The 16,993-nt window shown below is 73.4% G+C and carries 12 protein-coding genes and 1 pseudogene; 4 read left to right on the top strand and 9 right to left on the bottom strand.

The genetic code is table 11. The features are described from left to right. Window positions 1-69 precede the first annotated feature (69 nt). The 8 genes and pseudogenes from Aau02nite_RS40100 to Aau02nite_RS40065 form a co-directional block, all read right to left on the bottom strand. Window positions 70-1,365, bottom strand: coding sequence for a DNA polymerase IV (locus Aau02nite_RS40100; protein ID WP_212993888.1), 1,296 nt, complete (start codon window positions 1,363-1,365; stop codon window positions 70-72). A 39-nt stretch (window positions 1,366-1,404) separates the two neighbouring features. Further along, window positions 1,405-2,472, bottom strand: coding sequence for an alkaline phosphatase family protein (locus Aau02nite_RS40095; protein WP_212993923.1), 1,068 nt, complete (start codon window positions 2,470-2,472; stop codon window positions 1,405-1,407). A 71-nt stretch (window positions 2,473-2,543) separates the two neighbouring features. Then, complete coding sequence (locus tag Aau02nite_RS40090) at window positions 2,544-3,290, bottom strand: methyltransferase domain-containing protein (RefSeq protein ID WP_212993887.1); 747 nt, start codon at window positions 3,288-3,290, stop codon at window positions 2,544-2,546. 91 nt (window positions 3,291-3,381) lie between these two features. Next, complete coding sequence (locus Aau02nite_RS40085; RefSeq protein ID WP_212993886.1) at window positions 3,382-3,762, bottom strand: SSI family serine proteinase inhibitor; 381 nt, start codon at window positions 3,760-3,762, stop codon at window positions 3,382-3,384. An 89-nt stretch (window positions 3,763-3,851) separates the two neighbouring features. Beyond that, the gene (locus Aau02nite_RS40080) at window positions 3,852-7,187 is read right to left on the bottom strand and encodes an error-prone DNA polymerase (protein WP_212993885.1); all 3,336 of its coding nucleotides are present in this window, start codon (window positions 7,185-7,187) and stop codon (window positions 3,852-3,854) included. 9 nt (window positions 7,188-7,196) lie between these two features. Then, entirely contained in the window at window positions 7,197-9,227 is a 2,031-nt protein-coding gene (locus tag Aau02nite_RS40075; RefSeq protein ID WP_212993884.1) for a DNA polymerase Y family protein, read from the bottom strand. Window positions 9,228-9,529: 302 nt separating this feature from the next. Further along, window positions 9,530-9,979: pseudogene (gene imuA', locus Aau02nite_RS40070) on the bottom strand (DnaE2-dependent mutagenesis accessory factor ImuA'); the annotation flags it as partial. Window positions 9,980-11,312: 1,333 nt separating this feature from the next. Beyond that, window positions 11,313-11,864: an SAV_6107 family HEPN domain-containing protein gene (locus tag Aau02nite_RS40065; RefSeq protein ID WP_212993883.1), complete on the bottom strand. Its 552-nt coding sequence runs from the start codon at window positions 11,862-11,864 to the stop codon at window positions 11,313-11,315. A 688-nt stretch (window positions 11,865-12,552) separates the two neighbouring features. On the opposite strand from Aau02nite_RS40065, the gene Aau02nite_RS40060 reads away from it, so the two are divergent. From Aau02nite_RS40060 to Aau02nite_RS40045, 4 genes are all read left to right on the top strand, one after another. Continuing rightward, on the top strand, window positions 12,553-12,951 hold the full coding sequence (locus Aau02nite_RS40060) for an NUDIX hydrolase (RefSeq protein WP_212993882.1): 399 nt from the start codon (window positions 12,553-12,555) through the stop codon (window positions 12,949-12,951). A gap of 73 nt (window positions 12,952-13,024) precedes the next feature. Continuing rightward, on the top strand, window positions 13,025-13,840 hold the full coding sequence (locus Aau02nite_RS40055; protein WP_212993881.1) for an SDR family NAD(P)-dependent oxidoreductase: 816 nt from the start codon (window positions 13,025-13,027) through the stop codon (window positions 13,838-13,840). A 74-nt stretch (window positions 13,841-13,914) separates the two neighbouring features. Then, a complete protein-coding gene (locus tag Aau02nite_RS40050; RefSeq protein ID WP_212993880.1) occupies window positions 13,915-15,261 on the top strand; it encodes a ferredoxin reductase family protein in 1,347 nt (448 codons plus the stop codon). Window positions 15,262-15,272: 11 nt separating this feature from the next. Further along, the gene (locus tag Aau02nite_RS40045) at window positions 15,273-15,761 is read left to right on the top strand and encodes a YbaK/EbsC family protein (RefSeq protein WP_212993879.1); all 489 of its coding nucleotides are present in this window, start codon (window positions 15,273-15,275) and stop codon (window positions 15,759-15,761) included. Here Aau02nite_RS40045 and Aau02nite_RS40040 read toward each other — a convergent pair. Further along, the gene (locus Aau02nite_RS40040) at window positions 15,710-16,918 is read right to left on the bottom strand and encodes a Bcr/CflA family efflux MFS transporter (RefSeq protein WP_212993878.1); all 1,209 of its coding nucleotides are present in this window, start codon (window positions 16,916-16,918) and stop codon (window positions 15,710-15,712) included. The genes Aau02nite_RS40045 and Aau02nite_RS40040 overlap by 52 nt on opposite strands. Window positions 16,919-16,993 lie beyond the last annotated feature (75 nt).

The raw sequence follows: 16,993 nt of genomic DNA, 5'->3' as shown, positions 1-16,993 counted from the left end.
CCGGCCCCCCGGCGGTAGTGCAGGCGGGCCGATGGTGCGAGACAGCCGACCGGCTGCCTTACCGCAAGTCTACGAGGGCGTTGGCGGGTCGGAAAGCGGGACGACCGTCGAGTGCGGGTGATTTTCGGTTCGGCGATGATCGGTTTGTCCCAAAAGACTGGCCGGTCCGACGATGGAACGGCCGAATCGGGTCGCCAGCGCGTCCGTCGCGGCCTCCGCCTCGCGCCAGCCGCGTTCCGGCTCCCCCAGCGTGAGCTGCCGTGATGTCGTCGCGGCGGCGCTGAGCCCTTCGACCCGGACCCCGACGAGACGGATCGGCTCGCCGACCCGCAGCGCCTCGAAGAGCGTCCAGGAAGTCGCAAAAATCTCCCGCGCGACATCGGTGCTCGTCGGCATCGTGCGGGAGCGGTTGACCGTCCGGAAGTCCGCCACCCGGATCTTGATCGTGACGGTCCGGCCCACGTGCCCGGCGGCCCGCAGCCGGGCCCCGACCTTGTCGGCCAGCGCCAGCAGGCTGCGCCGGATGGTCGCCGGGTCGGTGACGTCGGTGTCGTACGTCATCTCGGCACCGATCGACTTCTCCACGTGCTCGGCGACGACCCGGCGGCTGTCACGCCCCCACGCCAGCTCATGCAGGTGTGCGGCGGACGCCTCCCCGAGGGCGGCGCGCAGCATGCCCAGCGGCGCGGCGGCCAGATCACCCACGGTCATCAGCCCGAGCCGGTGCAGCGTCTCGGCGGCCTTCTCCCCTACTCCCCACAGCGCGCCCACCGGCAGCGGGTGCAGGAAGTCGAGCACCTGCCCGGCCGGGACGACGATCATCCCGTCCGGCTTGGCCCGGGTGGAGCCCAGCTTGGCCACGAACTTGCTCGACGCGACCCCGACCGAGCAGGTCAGCCGCTGCTCGTCGGCGATCCGGGCGCGGATGTCGCGGGCGATGAGCGCCGGGCGGCCGAGAAGGCGCCGGGCACCGGCCACGTCGAGGAAGGCCTCGTCCAGGGAGAGCGGCTCGACCAGCGGCGTGACGTCGCGGAAGATCCGCATGACGGCCGCCGAGGCGGCCGAATACTCGCTGAAGTCGGTCGGCAGGAAGACGGCGTGCGGGCACAGCGCGCGGGCCCGCATGGCCGGCATCGCGCTGCGCACGCCGTAGCGACGGGCCTCGTAGCTGGCCGAGCTGACCACGCCGCGGGGGCCGAGACCGCCCACGACGACCGCCTTGCCGCGCAGCTCGGGCCGGCGGCGGACCTCGACGGCGGCGAAGAACGCGTCCATGTCGACGTGCAGGATCGTGCAGCCCGCGTCGTCGGCCTCCGGACCGAACCGCGGATCACGCCCCCGGCCGATGGCCTGACTTCGTCCCACGGTCCGTACGCTATCCGCGGGGTACGACAAAAAGCCGGGTCAGCGCACGACCAGCAGCGGAATGGTCATCTCGGCCGCGGTCACCGACCCGTGGTACGCGATCAGCTGCCCCACCGCCGGCGGCTCCCAGCCACTGGCCACGATCACCGTCCGCCCCTGACAGACGACCACGACATCACCGAGCCGGCTCAGGTGCTCGGGCGGCACCGGGCCGTACCAGCCGCCGGCGATCGCCTCCTCGCGCGTCAGCACCCAGGCCGCGTCGCCCAGCACCCCGCGCCACGCCGCGATCACGTCGTCACGCGCGCCGTCCTGCACGTACAGGTAACGGACCCGGGGTTCGCCGGCGACCGCGACGATCCCGGCGGCCAGGGCCGGGTCGCGGCCCAGGTCGATACGGCCTTCGGTGGGCACGTTGAGCTGCCCGTGGTCGGCCGTGACCAGCAGCGCCGCGCCGGCCGGCAGTCCCTCGACGAGCCGCGTGACCAGCCGGCCGACCTCCCGGGCCGCCTCCTGCCAGTCCAGCGAGTCGACGCCGGTGCCGTGCCCGTGATGATCGAGGTCGGGGTGGTAGCCGTAGACCAGCCCGGGGCGGGACAGGGCCTCCAGCATCCGGGTGGACAGCGAGAGCGGGTCGGCCGCGCCGGAGAACGCGGCTCCGCGGTTCGCCGCCACGGTGAGGCCGGTGCCCTCGAACTCCGGCCGGGTCACCTGGGTCACCCGCAGGCCCGCGGCGGCTGCCGTCTCGAAGCGGGTCGGCTGCGGCTGCCACTTGGCCGGGTCGGGGTCGTCGCCCCACCTGATGTGGTTGAGGATGCCGCCGTCGGGCTTGCGCAGCGTGAAGCCGAGCACGCCGTGCGCGCCGGGCAGCGCTCCGGTGCCCAGGGTGACCAGGCTGACCGGGGTCGTGGAGGGAAAACCGGCGGTCAGGGTCCGGGCGGGCAGCTCACCCAGGATCGGGGCGTGGGCCGCGGCGACCGGGATCTGGTACGTCCCCAGCCCGTCGACCAGCAGCACCGCGATCCGGTCCACCCCGTCGAGCTGGGCGCCCAGCCCCAGCACATCCGTGGCCCCGGGGACGCCGAGCACCGCGGAGACGCTGGGCATCAGGTCGGCCAGGCTGGCACTGCCGTACGCGGGCCGGACCGGCGTGAAGGCCGCCGGAAGCAGCTGATCGTTCACGGGCGCCGCGCGAAGAGGTGCAGCTGGGAGGCGATGTCGCGGAACGGCGGCCGGGCGGACAGCGCGAGTTCCAGCTCCAGCATCGCCTGCGGGTCGGCCTCGACCACGGCGGCCGGCACGAGGTCGGCGAGCACGCGTACCCCGTGGATCTCCTCGACGGTGAGGCCCACCGCGCTCAGCAGCGCCGAGGCGGTCTCCGCGTCGTAGCGCCGGCGCAGGGTGTCCCGGGTGCCGGCGCGGCCCTCGTCGTCGCCGAGCAGGGCGGCCGCGGCGCCGAGGTGGCCGTTGACCGCGCGGCCCAGCACGGCTGCTGCCCGGCCGGCGACCAGCAGGCTGACCGCGCCGCCGGGGCGCAGGGCGGCGCCGATCGCGGCGACCACCTCGGCCGGTTCGTCGACGACCTCCAGCACGGAGTGGCACAGGATCAGGTCGGCGCTGCCCGGCGCGACCAGCCCGGCGAGCGCGTCGCCGTCGCCCTGCACCGCGCGGACCCGGTCGGCCACGCCCGCGTCGGCGGCGCGGCGGGTCAGCGCGGCCAGGGCGTCCGGGCTGGCGTCCACGACGGTGACGGAGTGCCCGGCCTCGGCCAGCGGTACGGCGAAACCACCCGTCCCGCCGCCGACGTCCAGCACGGTCAGCTCACGCCCGGCGCCACGCTCGAGCTCGCGGCGCAGCACGGCCCAGACGGCGGCGGTACGCACGGTGACGGGCGGGCGGGGGGTTCGCGTCGATGCGGTGTCCACCTGCGCAGCGTATCGGCCGGGCGCGCAACGGGAGGGCGGAGCCGCTCCGCCGGAGGGTGACAGCCGGCCGGGACCATGGTCGGGTCGCTGCTCAGAAGGCCGTGAGCACCCCGGTCGTGCGGTGCATGTCGCAGCGGTTGCCGAAGGTGTGCGACCAGTTCACCGGGCGGCCGCGCCAGCTGCCCGTGACCTGGGCGGTGACCGGCGCGTACTCCATCGTGCACATCAGCGGCGCCGGCTTGAGCCCGGCCGGGTCGCCACCGACGCGCTTCAATGCCCGGCAGGCCCGGACCTTCTGCGGGTGGGCGCCACCGGCCGGGTCGCAGCGCAGCTTCACGGCCGCCGCGTAACCGGCCTCAGCCAGGTAGCTCACCGTGAGGTCGGTCTTCTTCGCCCCGGCCGCGGAAGCCGGTGCGGTTGCGACTGCCGGGGCCGCGAGCAGAAGGACGGCGGCGGCGATGGTGTTGATCATGGTGCTCTCCCCGATGCCACGTTTCCGGTGCGCATCCGGTCTACGCCATAAAAGGTGCAGGACACGCAGAACGGAAATATAGTGTCCGTTCATCGGAAGTCGCGGGACGCCGGGCTGATCGGTGGGGTGACCGCCTCCAGCCGGTCCGCCACCAGGTTGAGCACACCCTCGGACTTCTCCAGGCGCCCCCGCACGATCAGCGCCGCACTGCTGCGGGCCACCCGCCGGTACCGCTGCCACAACCCCGGTGAGCAGGTCACGTTGAGCATCCCGGTCTCGTCCTCGAGGTTGATGAACGTGACCCCGCCCGCCGTCGCCGGCCGCTGCCGGTGGGTGACGATGCCACCGACCCGGATCCGGGTGCCGGCGTCGACCCGGCCCAGCCGCGCGATCGGCACGGCCCCCACGCGGTCCAGCTCGGCCCGGATGAACTGGGCGGGATGCGCGTCCGGGGACAGGCCGGTGGCCCAGACGTCCGCGACGAGCTTGTCCACGTCAGCCATACCGGGCAGCGTCGGCGCGGTCGTGCCGGTGACCGTACCCGGCAGGCGATCCGGTTTGTCCTGGGCGGCGGCACCCGCCGCCCACAGCGCCTCGCGGCGCGAGAGGCCGAAACCCGCGAAGGCGTCGGCGGTCGCGAGGGCCTCCAGGTGGGCGGTCGAGCACCCGGTCCGGCGCGCGAGATCCGCGAGATCCCGGTACGGCCCGTGCGCGCGACGCTCCTGCTCGATGACCTTCGCCAGGTCGTCGCCGAGGGTACGGACGCTGCTCAGCCCCATCCGCACGGCCGGTCCGCCCAGTCCCCAGGCGTGCGGCGGCTCGCCGGGCGCGCTGCCCCAGCGGGTCTGCGCGGTCGACTCCAGCACCGCGGCGGCGTCGCTGAGGTTGATGTCCGGGCGGCGCACCTCGACGCCGTGCCGGCGGGCGTCGTCGACCAGCGACTGCGGCGAGTAGAAGCCCATCGGCTGGGCGTTGAGCAGCGCCGCGCAGAACGCCGCCGGGTGGTAGCGCTTGAGCCAGGAACTGGCGTAGACCAGGTACGCGAAGCTCATCGCGTGGCTCTCCGGGAAGCCGTAGTTCGCGAACGCGGACAGCTTCTGGAACAGGTCGTCGGCCAGCTCGCCGGTGATGCCCCGCTCGGCCATCCCGGCGTACAGGCGGCTCTTGATCCGTTCCATCTTCTCCACCGACCGTTTGGATCCCATCGCCCGGCGCAGCTGATCGGCCCCGGCCGGGTCGAAGCCCGCCACGTCGATGGCCAGCTGCATCAGCTGCTCCTGGAACAGCGGCACGCCGAGGGTCTTCTCCAGCGCGTTGCGCATCAGCGGATGCGGGTAGGTGACCTCTTCCAGGCCGTTCTTGCGCCGGATGAACGGGTGCACCGAGCCGCCCTGGATCGGGCCCGGCCGGATCAGCGCGACCTCGACGACCAGGTCGTAGAACTCCGTCGGTTTGAGCCGGGGCAGCGTCGCCATCTGCGCGCGGCTCTCCACCTGGAAGACCCCGACCGAATCGGCCCGGCACAGCATCGCGTAGACCTCGGGATCGTCCAGCCGCATGGTGCCGATGTCCAGGTCGGACTCGATCATGTCGTACGCGTAGTGCAGGGCCGACAGCATGCCCAGCCCCAGCAGGTCGAACTTGACCAGCTCGATCGCCGCGCAGTCGTCCTTGTCCCACTGCAGCACCGTGCGCCCGGGCATCCGCCCCCACTCCACCGGGCACACCTCGATGATCGGCCGGTCGCAGATGACCATGCCGCCGGAGTGGATGCCCAGGTGCCGGGGGAAGTTCTGCACCTGGTTGGCGAACGCGACGACCTGCTCGGGGATCTCCTCGACGTCGACCGAGGCGACGCTGCCCCACCGGTCGATCTGCTTGCTCCAGGCGTCCTGCTGCCCGGGCGAGAAACCGAAGGCCCTGGCCATGTCCCGGACAGCGGACCGCGGCCGGTACGAGATCACATTGGCGACCTGCGCGGTGTGCTCCCGGCCGTACCGGCGGTAGACGTACTGGATGACCTCCTCGCGGCGGTCGGACTCGATGTCGACGTCGATGTCCGGCGGACCGTCCCGCTCCGGCGCCAGGAACCGCTCGAAGAGCAGGTCGTACGCGACGGCGTCCACGTTGGTGATGCGCAGCGCGTAACAGACCGCGGAGTTGGCGGCCGAGCCCCGCCCCTGGCAGTAGATGTCCGCGTCCCGGCAGAACTTCACGATGTCGTAGACCACCAGGAAGTACCCGGGGAAGTTCAGCTCCGCGATCATCTTCAGCTCGTGCTCGATCTGCGCGTACGCCCGCGGATGGGCCTGCGGCGGCCCGTACCGCTCCCGCGCGCCGCGCATGGTCAGCTCCCGCAACCAGCTCATCTCGGTGTGCCCGGGCGGAATGTCGAAATCGGGGAGCTTCGGCGCGACCAGGTTGAGGTCGAAGGCGAGATCGTCACCGAACATCGCCGCGTTCTCCACCGCCCCCGGATAAGCCGCGAACCGCCGCCGCATCTCGGCCCCACTGCGCAGGTGGGCGGTGCCGGCGGCGGGCAGCCAGCCGTCCATGTCGTCGAGGCTGCGCCGCGCCCGTACGGCGGCCAGCGCGGTGGCCAGCCGGCGCCGCGCCGGGGTCGCATAGTGCACGTTGTTGGTCGCGACCACCTCCAGCCGGCGGCTGCGGGCCAGCTCGTACAGGGCGTCGTTGCGGTCGTCGTCGTAGGGGTCACCGTGCGCGGTCAGCTCCACCACGACGTTGCTGCGGCCGAAGAGCCCGACGAGCCGGTCCAGCTCGTACGCGGCGGCGGGCAGCCCGCCACCGGCCAGCGCCCGCGGCACACTGCCCTTGCGGCACCCGGTCAGCACGAGCACATGGTCACGCAGGACCGCGGCGACGTCCTCCAGGTCCCCGTACGCCGGTTTGCCCTTCTCCTCGCCGTCGAGCTGCCCGCGGGAGATGGTGCGGGCCAGCCGGGCGTACCCCTCGGGCCCGTGCGCGAGAGCGAGCAGATGCCGGCCCTCGGGGTCGGCCTCACCGTTCTGCGGCTTGGCCAGATCCAGCGACAACTCGGCGCCGAAGATGGTGGGCAGCCCCAGCTCGCGGGCGGCCTGCGAGAAGCGGACGACCCCGTAGAACCCGTCGTGGTCGGTGACGGCGAGCCCGGTGAGCCCCAGCCGGGCGGCCTCCTCGGCGAGCTCCTCCGGGTGGCTGGCGCCGTCCAGGAAACTGAAGTTGGTGTGGCAGTGCAGTTCGGCGTACCGGTCGCGGCTGGGTGCCCGGAGCAGGGCCGGCGCCTGATAGGGCTGCCGCTTGCGGCTCCAGGCGGGGGAATCCCCGCCGTCCCCGTCGACGGCGAGCGGATCGACGACATGCAGATGCTGGCCGGTGAGCGTGCCCTCCAGCTTGGACCACGGCATCCGCGGATTGTGGAAACTCATGCGCCGGGCCTAGTCATAGACGGCCTCGATCGCCCAATGCCCGGCGGCGAGGGAGAGCAGCAGGGCCCGGCCGTCGTCGAGGCTGATCTGGAACCGGGCCCGGCGGCGGGCCTCGGCGGGGGCCCACCAGCGCTCGTCGACCGGCCAGGGACCGGCCCAGCCGGCGATCACGACGGGGGCGGCGGGGCCGATGAGCAGGAAGGCGGGGTCGCCGGTGAGCTCCAGGCGGGCACTGACCCCGACGGGATGCCGGTCGGCATCGAGCACGACGGCGGGCAGGGCCTGCGGAAGAACCAGGGCCGGCGCGGGGCGGGGCAGCCGGCCGGGCCAGGGCGGCATCGGTACAGGGCGTTTGACGTTCTTGCGCCCCCGCTTCCGCCCACCCTCCTCCGCCGCGCCCTTGCCCGGCGTGGTTTTGCCCGACGCGATCTCTCCTGAGGGGGTCTCCCTCAGCGCGATCTCTCCTGACGGGTTCTCCCTCGGCGTGGTCTCTCCGCGCGTTGTGGTCGCCGGGCCGGCGTTCTCGAGCTTCTCGCCTTCTGTTCCTTTCTCCGCCTCCGCTGCCGGGCTCGGCTTTTGTCCGTCTTTGCGTGCGGTCGTTTCGCGACTCGACGCATCCGGGACCGCCCACAGACGGGCTGCCCTCACCGCTGCCTCACCACCGGTCTCCGTCCCGCCGCCAGCTCCTCCCTCGCCTTCTCCGGCGGGGAGCTGCTCGGGTGGCGGGGCCGGGAGGGCGACCAGCGCGGGCGGGTCGACCAGGGAGACCACCGCCGGTTCGAGCGCCGGCAGCGGGACGGCCGCTTCCCCGCTGGGCCGGGTCGGGGTGCGCTCGTCGCCCCACGGGACCAGGCGTACCTGGTCGTCCGCGGAACGCCCGCCGCCGAGCACGGCCGTCAGTACCGCTTCCGGCCCCAGCAGACCTTGGATGCGGCTCAGGGCGCGGTGGGCGCGTTCGCGTTCGGCGCCGGTGTCGCCCCAGAGGCCGGGTTGCAGGCCGAGGTGGACGAGGACGCCGTCGGGGACGAGCCGCAGCCGGACCAGTCCGGCGGTGGGCCGGTTCGGTGCGCCACGCCGGGCGCCGGTGAGCCAGCCGTCGAGCTGCCACCGTACGCGTTCGGCGATGGCCGCGGCCGTGAGCAGGCCCTCGTGCCGCCAGACCCGGTGCAGTTCCTGGCCGTCGGCGGTGACCGCCTCGATGCCGAGCCGGGTGCAGGCCAGCCCGTGCGCGGCGAGCCGCTCGTGCAGCCGCTCGGCCAGCGCCCGGCCGGCGAACGCGGCCACGTCGACCCGTTCCAGCGGCTCGTCGTAGGTGTCGCTGACGTCCAGGTCCGGCGGTGGCTGCCGCACGGCCAGCGGCCGATGGTCGAAGCCGCCGGCGAGCCGGTGCGCGAGCGCCCCGTCGAACCCGAACCGCGTGAGCACGTCGGAAGCGGGCAGGGCGGCGAAATCGCCGAGGGTCTTGACCCCCAACCGCCGGAGCAGGTCGGCCAGGTCGGGCCGCTCCAGCGCCTCGACGGGCACGGCGGCGAGAAATTCCCGGGTACGCCCGGAGCCGACGATCGTCCCGGAACGCGCGGCCAGTCCGGCGGCGAACACCCCGTCGGCGATGCCCACCTGGCTCTCGACGGCACAGGCCTGGGCGACCTGCTCGACGATCCGCTCGGCGGCGGACTCCTCACCCCCGAAGTACCGGGCGGGTCCCCGCGCGGCGAGCGCACAAGCACCGGCCCGGATCACCTCGACCCCGACGGCGACCTCCTCGACGGCGGCGACCACCGGCTCGAAGGCCCGGGCGTCCCGCCCCGGATCATGGTCGACGACCACGAGCTGAGGACAACGGCTCTGCGCCTCCCGCCGCCGCAACCCCCGCCGCACCCCGTCGGCGCGAGCAGCCTCGGAACAGGCGAGAACCCTGTTCCCGTGCAGAACGGCAACCGGCCCGGAAGCGGCAACCCCCTCCACGATCTCCGCGGCGATGACCGGCCAGTCGGGACACCAGAGCACCAGGGTCCGAACTCCGGCGGTGGTGGCGCTCATGCGTACCCCGCGCTTTGCCTCGATCTGCCGTCATCCAGCGGCGCTTCTCGCACCGGGTCTGCTGCCGCGGGGAGGATCGGCGTGACGGACGCCAGTAAGGCGGAACCGGATCTGGCCGGGCCCGATCCGGCGGCGCGGCCCTCGGCACTCGAAGCCGCCGCCGACGCGTGGCCGGTGGCCGGAGCCGGGGCTAAGGCCGGGGCCGGGGCCGGGGCCGGGGCCGGGGCCGGGGCCGGGTGGGCAGCGGCGGGCCGGGATCGGGTGCCGGGCGTGGGGTCGGGCGGGGGTGCGACGGCGAGTCCCGGCATCCACATGGTGATCTCTTTGGGGCGGGCCGCCGTACCCCGGCCCCGGGCGACCACGGTGACCTTGCGCCGACGCAGCCGGCCGTGCCCCTCGCCGAGCCCTTCCCACCGGCCCTGGGTGACCTGCAGCGTCACATCCGCGCCGTCCCAGCGCCCGTAGGGAACGAGCACACACCCACGCTGCCGGGCCCGGGCGACGAGCCGGCTGGTGATCGAGGCGGAAACCTGCCCCGGTACGGCAACGACAACAACATCGACCCCGTCGATGAGCGCGGCGACCACCGTGGGCCACTCAGGACCGGGATCCGGTACAAGCGCAAGCCGATCCAGCGCGATCCCACTCTCCGCGGCAGCGAGCGCGCCGAGCGTGGGAACACCGACGACGGCACACCAGGAACCGGCACTGGAGGCGGCGGCGAGCAGTGCCAGGAGCAGGGAGGTGCTCCCTCCCCCGGGCTGCACCGCACCGCTCCGGATGGTGGCGTAACCGGCGTTTCCGCTGGTCGGTGCGCCGCGCACCGAAGTGGGACGGGGCGGGAGGCTCTCGAGGGAGGAGGGGCCTGCGCTGCTCGGCGTACCGTCGGGGGTTCTCGTGGCGGCCGATCGCTCACCGGAACCGGACCACCCTTCAGCCCGGCCGCCCCCGACGGAGTGGCCGCCGGCGGCCGGCCCTCTCCCGCCGGGCCCGCTCGCGAATCCGCCGGTCGCGGACCCTCCCGCGCCCAGCCCGCCGGCCGCAGTCTCTCGGGCGTCCGGCCCGTCCGAGGAACCACCAGCACCGTTCGTCGCGGGTCCCCTCGTGGCCGACTCGTTCGGGGATCGGCCGCCCAGGCCGCTGCTCGCGGGTCCCGCCGCTCCGGGCTCAGTCGTGGATCCGCTGCCGGCACCTTCAGCCGTGGGTCCTTTCCCGCCCGGTTCGTTCGCGGCTTCGTCATGCGGGTCGGGTGTGGGTCCCGGTGCGCTGCGGCGCGGGGTGCGTCCGGGGTCTCGGGGGCCGGCGGATGGCGGCGACGGGGTGGGGAGGGCGCCCTGATGGACGGAAGGGCCGGGGGTGATGCCGATCGCGATGGTGGTTCCGCGGCGCAGTCCGCGGCTCGGCAGCAGACTGCTCAGCTCGGGCAGGACCGGCAGCACCCGGTGCGTCCCGAAATCGCCGGTGTCACTGGCCGGCTTTATCAGCTCAGCAAAGGCCGCAGCACCGTTGATCATGCGCCCGGCCATTGTCCGCCCCGTTTGTACACGTCCATTGAAGTTGATCTTTATCGTTACGACCCGCCGAGGCGATGCCGTGAACGAGGTACCGCACCAGCGATCCGGAAGCGCTCCACCCACCGCGATCGACACCCGGGCGATGCGATCCGAGTCCGCGACCCGCAGCCGCCTCGCCGACGAGTCGAGCCCCGCATGAACCGAGCCGCAGTTACGACTGCGCTTCGCGCAGCTCGGCCGCAGTTACGAGTCGCAGCCGTAGGCATCGCGGAGGCTCAGCCGGTCTCTGCGCCACCTGGTGGGTGACCGTCGACGCGCTGCTGGGTGGCCGCCGAAACCGTTCGCCTGGCCGGCCGACCATCACGACGGCGCGGGGCCGCCGGTCAGCAGCACCGGGTGAACCGGTCCGCTACCGCTGGATGCCGATCCGGCCCTGACGGCTGATCGTCCACCCCTGACCCCGATCGCAAATGGATCGCGTTGGCCGAGGGCGGCCAGCTGGCCTGGCAGCCCGACGACTCAGTGCGCCCGCCTGCGGTTCAGCGGCTGGGAGGGCAGCTGCCGGGCCGCCTTAGGCGGCTTCGAGGGTCGGCTGGTAGGCCACGCCCAGGGTGGACTCGACCAGGGAGACGAAGTGCTCCGCTGCGCGCAGCAGGTCGTCCGCCTCGCGAGAGCTGACCACGCGGGGAATGCCCGCTTCGGCCGCGGCCCGCTTGGTCGCGCCCAGGGCGAAGTAGCTGGCCCAGTCGCCGAACTCGGGCGCCACCAGGACCAGGAGGGACCAGGCGCTCGTCACCCGGCTGCGCTTCGTCGGCGCGGCCGGCCTGGCGCGGGCGGCGAGGACCGCTGCGGCTGCGCGCAGTGCCGCGAGGTGGGCCGCCGCATAGCGCAGGCCGTCCGGGCGGGTGCCGGCCGCTTCCGCCAGGCCCTGGCGGGCGATGGCGAGCAGCTGGGCCGGGGTGCGGTTCGGCAGCAGGTTGGCCGGCACGGTGGGCGCCGCCTGGGCTGCCGCCGTGGGCGCGTGTGCCAGTGGACCGGGACTCGCCGCCTGGCCCGGGATCGGGCCCGGGAAGGCGCTCGGCGGTCTCAGAGTGGGCACCGGGTGGGCCTGATTGCTCACCATGGTCGTCTCCTCGCGTGTGTCGCATCCGACGTGCTGGTCGAACCGATCCGCTGCAAGAGGAAGAGCACAGCGGTTATGGCAGCCGGCCGGGTGTGAAGCTTCCCCACACCACACCCGGCCGGACTTGCCGGCGGGTCCGTCGCCCGCCGCTCGGGGGTCGAGAACAGCGGACGACGGTCCTGCCTTTGTGCCGGTCCGGACCCGCGAATGCCCGGACCTCGCATGCGGCACTTCGCGGGCGCCGCATCCGGGAGCCCCGCCGCGAACGCGGCTCCCGAGTAGTCAGGCCGAGTGTTTTACTGGCACAGGAGTTCGAACCAATCGAACACTCGTTCTAACTAAGAATGAGAGTACACCCCGGGTACGACAAAAACGCAACACACGCGAGGGCTCCGGCGGGGTGGTCGGCGGAGGTGGAGATCACCTTCGCCGGGGTGGCCTGTGGAGGTGTGGACACGCTGGTCAGAACGGGCGCGCTGAGGCCAAGCCGGGCAGCCGGACAGGCAAGCCGAGCGGGCGACCACGACACCCAAGCCGACACCCCGCACCGTGGCGACGAGCCCATCGACACCGCCCAGGATCGCTGACCACGCCGGCGCTACCGTCGTCCACGGCCGCCGGGCCGAGCGACCACCCGGCCCAACGCACACCAGCGCCACCACGGACATAGTCCCGGAGAGCAGCCACCATGACCGTCATCGACAAGATCGCGTGGATCCGCATCGAGAACGGCGCGATCCTCAGCTCCCGCTCACGCGGCAAGGACGTCTACTACCTCCCCGGCGGCAAGCGGGAGCCCGGCGAGAGCGACATCGACACCCTGGTCCGTGAGATCCGGGAGGAACTCAGCGTCACCATCGCTCCCGACAGCGCCGAGCATGTCGGGACCTTTCAGGCTCCGGCCCATGGGCACTCCGCCGGGACGATTGTCCGGATGACCTGCTACACCGCCGATTATCGGGGCGTGCTGCGGCCCGACAGTGAGATCGAGGAGATCGTCTGGCTCACCCATGCCGATCGTCACCGGGTCTCCCCGGTCGATCAGATCATCTTTGCTCACCTGTACGGGGCGGCGCGGCTGCACTGACCGGAACCCCGTCCGGCTCCGCCGGTCGGAGGATGCACGATGGGTGGGACAGCGCAGCCATGAGGAGCGACACATGCCACGCACGTTTGTGATCACCGGCGCCAGCTCAGGGGTGGGCCTGGCCGCCGCCCGCCAACTTGCCGCGCGGGGCGAGCAGGTGGTCGTGGTGGGCCGCGATCCCCGCCGGCTGGGGGCCGCGATGGCCGCCGTACGGGCCGCCGCCACCGGGCCCGAGCCGGACGAGTTCCGCGCCGACTTCAACGTGCTGGACGAGGTCCGGGAGCTGGCCGCCGAGCTGCTGGCCGCGTACCCGAAGATCGACGTCCTGGCCAACAATGCCGGCGGCATGGTGGAGTCCTATGTCCGCACCGCGGACGGTTTCGAGGCCACCATCCAGGGCAACCACCTGGCGCCCTTCCTGCTCACCCACCTGCTGCGCGGAGCGCTCGACGGTGGCCGGGTGGTCAACACGGCGTCGCGGGCCCACCAGCGCGCCCGGCTGGACCCGGAGGACTTCACCGGCTCGCCCGGCAAGTACAGCTCCTGGCGCGCCTACGGGGCCAGCAAGGCCGCGAACATCCTGTTCGCCGCGGAGGCGGCCCGGCGCTGGCCGGAGATCACCTCGGTGTCGTTCCACCCGGGTGTGGTGCGCAGCAACTTCGGCGTCGGCGCGGCGACCCGGTTCTTCTACCGGTTCGCCCCGTTCCTGACCACCCCCGAGCAGGCCGGTGAGCTGCTGACCTGGCTGAGCACCGCGGAGGTCGCCGACGGGGCCTACTACGTGGGCCACAAGGTGACCCGGCCGGACACGGTGGCCGCCGACCCCGCGGTGGCCGCCCGGCTGTGGGAGGCCAGCGCCGCGGCGGTGGGTGTGCGAGCCGCCGGATAACGGATATCCGGGCCATCGTCGGCCTTCTCACTAACCCCTGCCCACCGGGCTGAACCGTTTGTACGTTGACGTCCGTGCGCCCCCGCGTCTCCCCCACTCCGCGCTGGTGGGGGCCCTTCGCGCGAGCCACGGCCGGGTTGAGCCTGGTGGTCGTCACCGTCCTGTGGGCCCGCAGCGGCGTCAGCGACCTGACCGCCGGGGGCCGGTCCGCGACGGGCGCGGCGGGCCGGCTGGCCGCGCTGTGGTCGGCCGATCTGCTGTTCCTGCAGGTCCTGCTGATGGCCCGGATCCCGCTGGTGGAGCGGGCCTTCGGCCAGGACACCCTGGCCCGCTGGCATCGCCGCACCGGCTTCGCCTCGTTCCAGCTGCTGCTCGCGCACGTCGTGCTGGCGACCTGGAGCCGCGCTCCGGGCCGCAGCTTCGCCGCCTTCGTCGCCGGCGATCCCGGCATGCTGCTGGCGGTGGTCGCGCTGCTCGCCCTGGTCCTGGTGGTGGTGACATCGGTACGCGCGGCCCGGCGCCGCTTGCGCTACGAGTCCTGGCATCTCCTGCACCTGTACGCGTACCTGGGCGTCGGCCTGGCGCTGCCGCACGAGCTGGCGGCGGGCCGGGACTTCACCGCCAGCCCGGCCGCGCGCGCGTACTGGTGTGCGCTCTACGCGGCCGCCGCCGGCAGCGTGCTGGTCTTCCGGCTCGGCATGCCGTTGTGGCGCACGGCCCGGCACCGCCTGCGGGTCGACCACGTGGTCCCCGAGGCCCACGGCCTGGTCTCGGTCTACCTGCACGGTCGCCGGCTCGACCGGCTGCCGGTGCGGGCCGGGCAGTTCTTCGTCTGGCGCTTCCTGGACGGCCGCGGCTGGTCACGGGGCAATCCGTTCTCGCTGTCCGGGCCACCCCGCGGCGACCAGTTGCGGATCACCGTCAAGGGCCTCGGCGACGGCAGCGCCCGGGTGGCCACGCTCGCGCCCGGGACCCGCGTGCTCATCGAGGGGCCGTACGGGCGGCTGACCGCGGAGTCGTACCGCGGCGGGCCGGTGACGATGCTGGCCTGCGGCGTGGGCATCACGCCGCTGCTCGCGCTGCTCTGGGACCTGCCGTACGGCCACGGCCAGGCGACGCTGGTCTACCGCGCCCGGCACGCCGCCGAGGTGGCGTTCCTGGACGAGATCGAGTGGCTGGCCCAGCGCCGCGGCGTCCGGCTGGTCCCGCTGATCGGGCCGCGCGCCCACCCGACGTCGTGGCTGCCGGTGGAGTACGCGGACTACCCGGACGCGGAGGCGCTGCGGGAGATCGCCCCGGACATCGCCGAGCACGACCTGTACCTGTGCGGCCCGGACCGGTGGACGGACGCGGTACGAGCGGCGGCCCGCGCGGTCGGGGTCCCCGCCGCCCACCTGCATCGGGAACGGTTCAGCTGGTGAACAATGGGCCGATGGTGAGCCACCCCAACGTGCTGGCCGTGCAGGCCGCCCTGGAGAACGCCGATGCCCGTACCCACGACGGCGGGACGCCGCGGATGGTGGTGTTCGACGAGGGCGTGCACACCGCCGCTGCCGCAGCCGCCGCCCTCGGGGTCGAGGTGGGGCAGATCGCCAATTCGCTGATCTTCGATGCGGACGGGGAGCCGCTGCTCGTGCTCACCTCGGGCGCGCACCGGGTCGACACCAGGAAGGTGGCCGCCGCGCTGGGGGTGGCCAAGCTCGGGCGGGCCACTCCCGAGTTCGTCCGCGCGCACACCGGGCAGGCGATCGGCGGGGTCGCCCCGCTCGGGCACCCGAAGCCGGTGCGGACCCTGGTCGACACCGCGCTGGCGCAGTATCCGGAGATCTGGGCGGCGGGTGGCGTACCGCAGGTGGTCTTCCCGATCACCTATGCCGAGCTGCTGCGCGTCACCGGCGGCACCGCGACCGAGGTGGCCTGAGCGGCGCCGGCCCGCAGCAGCATGCCGCCCGCGGCCAGGGAGACGGCGGAGGTGGCGAGCAGGACGACGGCCACCGGGGTCGCGTCGGTGATCCCGGCCAGGCCGGCCAGCGGGGAGACCAGGCCGGCCGCCGCGAAGGTGGCGAACCCGTAGACCGAGGTCGCGGTGCCGGACTGGGCGCCCTGACCGTGCAGGGCCAGACCGGCCGCGGTGGCGAAGCAGCCTCCGCAGCCGGCCACGAACAGCCACAGACAGGGCAGCAGGCCGGGGAGTCCGGCGTTCGTCCACTGCAGCGGCACGATCGCGGCGGCGGCCACCAGGGTCACCGCCGTGCAGCCGGCCAGCACCTGAGCCGGGCGGGCGCGGCGGGCGAGCACCGAGCTGAGCTGGACTCCGGCCACCAGGCCCAGGGAGTTGAGCAGGAAGACGACCGCGTACGCGCGGGGGCTCAGGCCGTACACCTCCTGCAGGAGCGCCGGTGACGCGGCGACGTAGGCGTAGACGCCCGCGAACGTCATGCTGCCGCTCACCGTGGCCAGCCGGAAGTCACGGTCGACAGTGACCGCGCGCAGCCGGGCCCGCAGGCGCACCGGTTCGGGCGGGCGCCTCGCGGTCTCGGGAACGACCAGCAGCGCCGCGACCAGCAACAGAGCCGAGCCGGCGGCGAGCACATCGAAGATGCCCCGCCAGCCGACCAGTGGCAGCAGTTCCGCGCCAGCGACCGGGGCCAGCAGGGGTGCGACGGTCTCCACGAGGGTGACCCGGGACAGCAGCACGACCAGGGCCCGGCCGTCGGCGACGTCCCGGACGATCGCCAGCACCAGCACCGCGCTGCCGGCCGCGCCCACGCCCTGGACGAACCGGCAGGCGGCCAGCACCTCGACCGAGGGGGCGAGGGCACAGCCGATCGTCGCCAGCAGGTGCAGCACAGTGGACAGCAGCAGCGGCGTACGCCGGCCCACCCGGTCGCTCCACGCGCCCACCACCGCCTGCCCCAGCGCCAGGCCGAGGGTCATGCCCGCGAGCGTGAACTGCACCGCCGCGTCCGAGGTGTGCAGGTCCTGGCGCAGGGCCGGGAACGCCGGCAGGTACAGGTCGATCGAGAGCGGGCCGAGGGCCGCCAGCAACCCCAGCACCAGTACGGGCAGCGCCGTCATCGCGCCCTCCTTCACACCACCGTAAGCGTTTGGTTGGTGTACCTCTCTCGACCCTCGCCAACGGCGGCCACACCT

Origin of the sequence: Actinoplanes auranticolor (assembly GCF_018332655.1) — a bacterium.
Lineage (GTDB): Bacteria > Actinomycetota > Actinomycetes > Mycobacteriales > Micromonosporaceae > Actinoplanes > Actinoplanes auranticolor.
Note: the sequence above shows the minus strand (reverse complement) of the source record. Positions and strands in the feature narration are given on the sequence as shown.

Excerpts from the sequence above, each read along its gene's own strand:
- Aau02nite_RS40080 (WP_212993885.1), bottom strand. The coding sequence starts at position 7,187 with ATGAGTTTCCACAATCCGCGGATGCCGTGGTCCAAGCTGGAGGGCACG.
- Aau02nite_RS40065 (WP_212993883.1), bottom strand. The coding sequence starts at position 11,864 with ATGGTGAGCAATCAGGCCCACCCGGTGCCCACTCTGAGACCGCCGAGC.
- Aau02nite_RS40055 (WP_212993881.1), top strand. The coding sequence starts at position 13,025 with ATGCCACGCACGTTTGTGATCACCGGCGCCAGCTCAGGGGTGGGCCTG.
- Aau02nite_RS40045 (WP_212993879.1), top strand. The coding sequence starts at position 15,273 with ATGGTGAGCCACCCCAACGTGCTGGCCGTGCAGGCCGCCCTGGAGAAC.
- Aau02nite_RS40060 (WP_212993882.1), top strand. The coding sequence starts at position 12,553 with ATGACCGTCATCGACAAGATCGCGTGGATCCGCATCGAGAACGGCGCG.
- Aau02nite_RS40085 (WP_212993886.1), bottom strand. The coding sequence starts at position 3,762 with ATGATCAACACCATCGCCGCCGCCGTCCTTCTGCTCGCGGCCCCGGCA.
- Aau02nite_RS40075 (WP_212993884.1), bottom strand. The coding sequence starts at position 9,227 with ATGAGCGCCACCACCGCCGGAGTTCGGACCCTGGTGCTCTGGTGTCCC.
- Aau02nite_RS40040 (WP_212993878.1), bottom strand. The coding sequence starts at position 16,918 with ATGACGGCGCTGCCCGTACTGGTGCTGGGGTTGCTGGCGGCCCTCGGC.
- Aau02nite_RS40095 (WP_212993923.1), bottom strand. The coding sequence starts at position 2,472 with ATGCCCAGCGTCTCCGCGGTGCTCGGCGTCCCCGGGGCCACGGATGTG.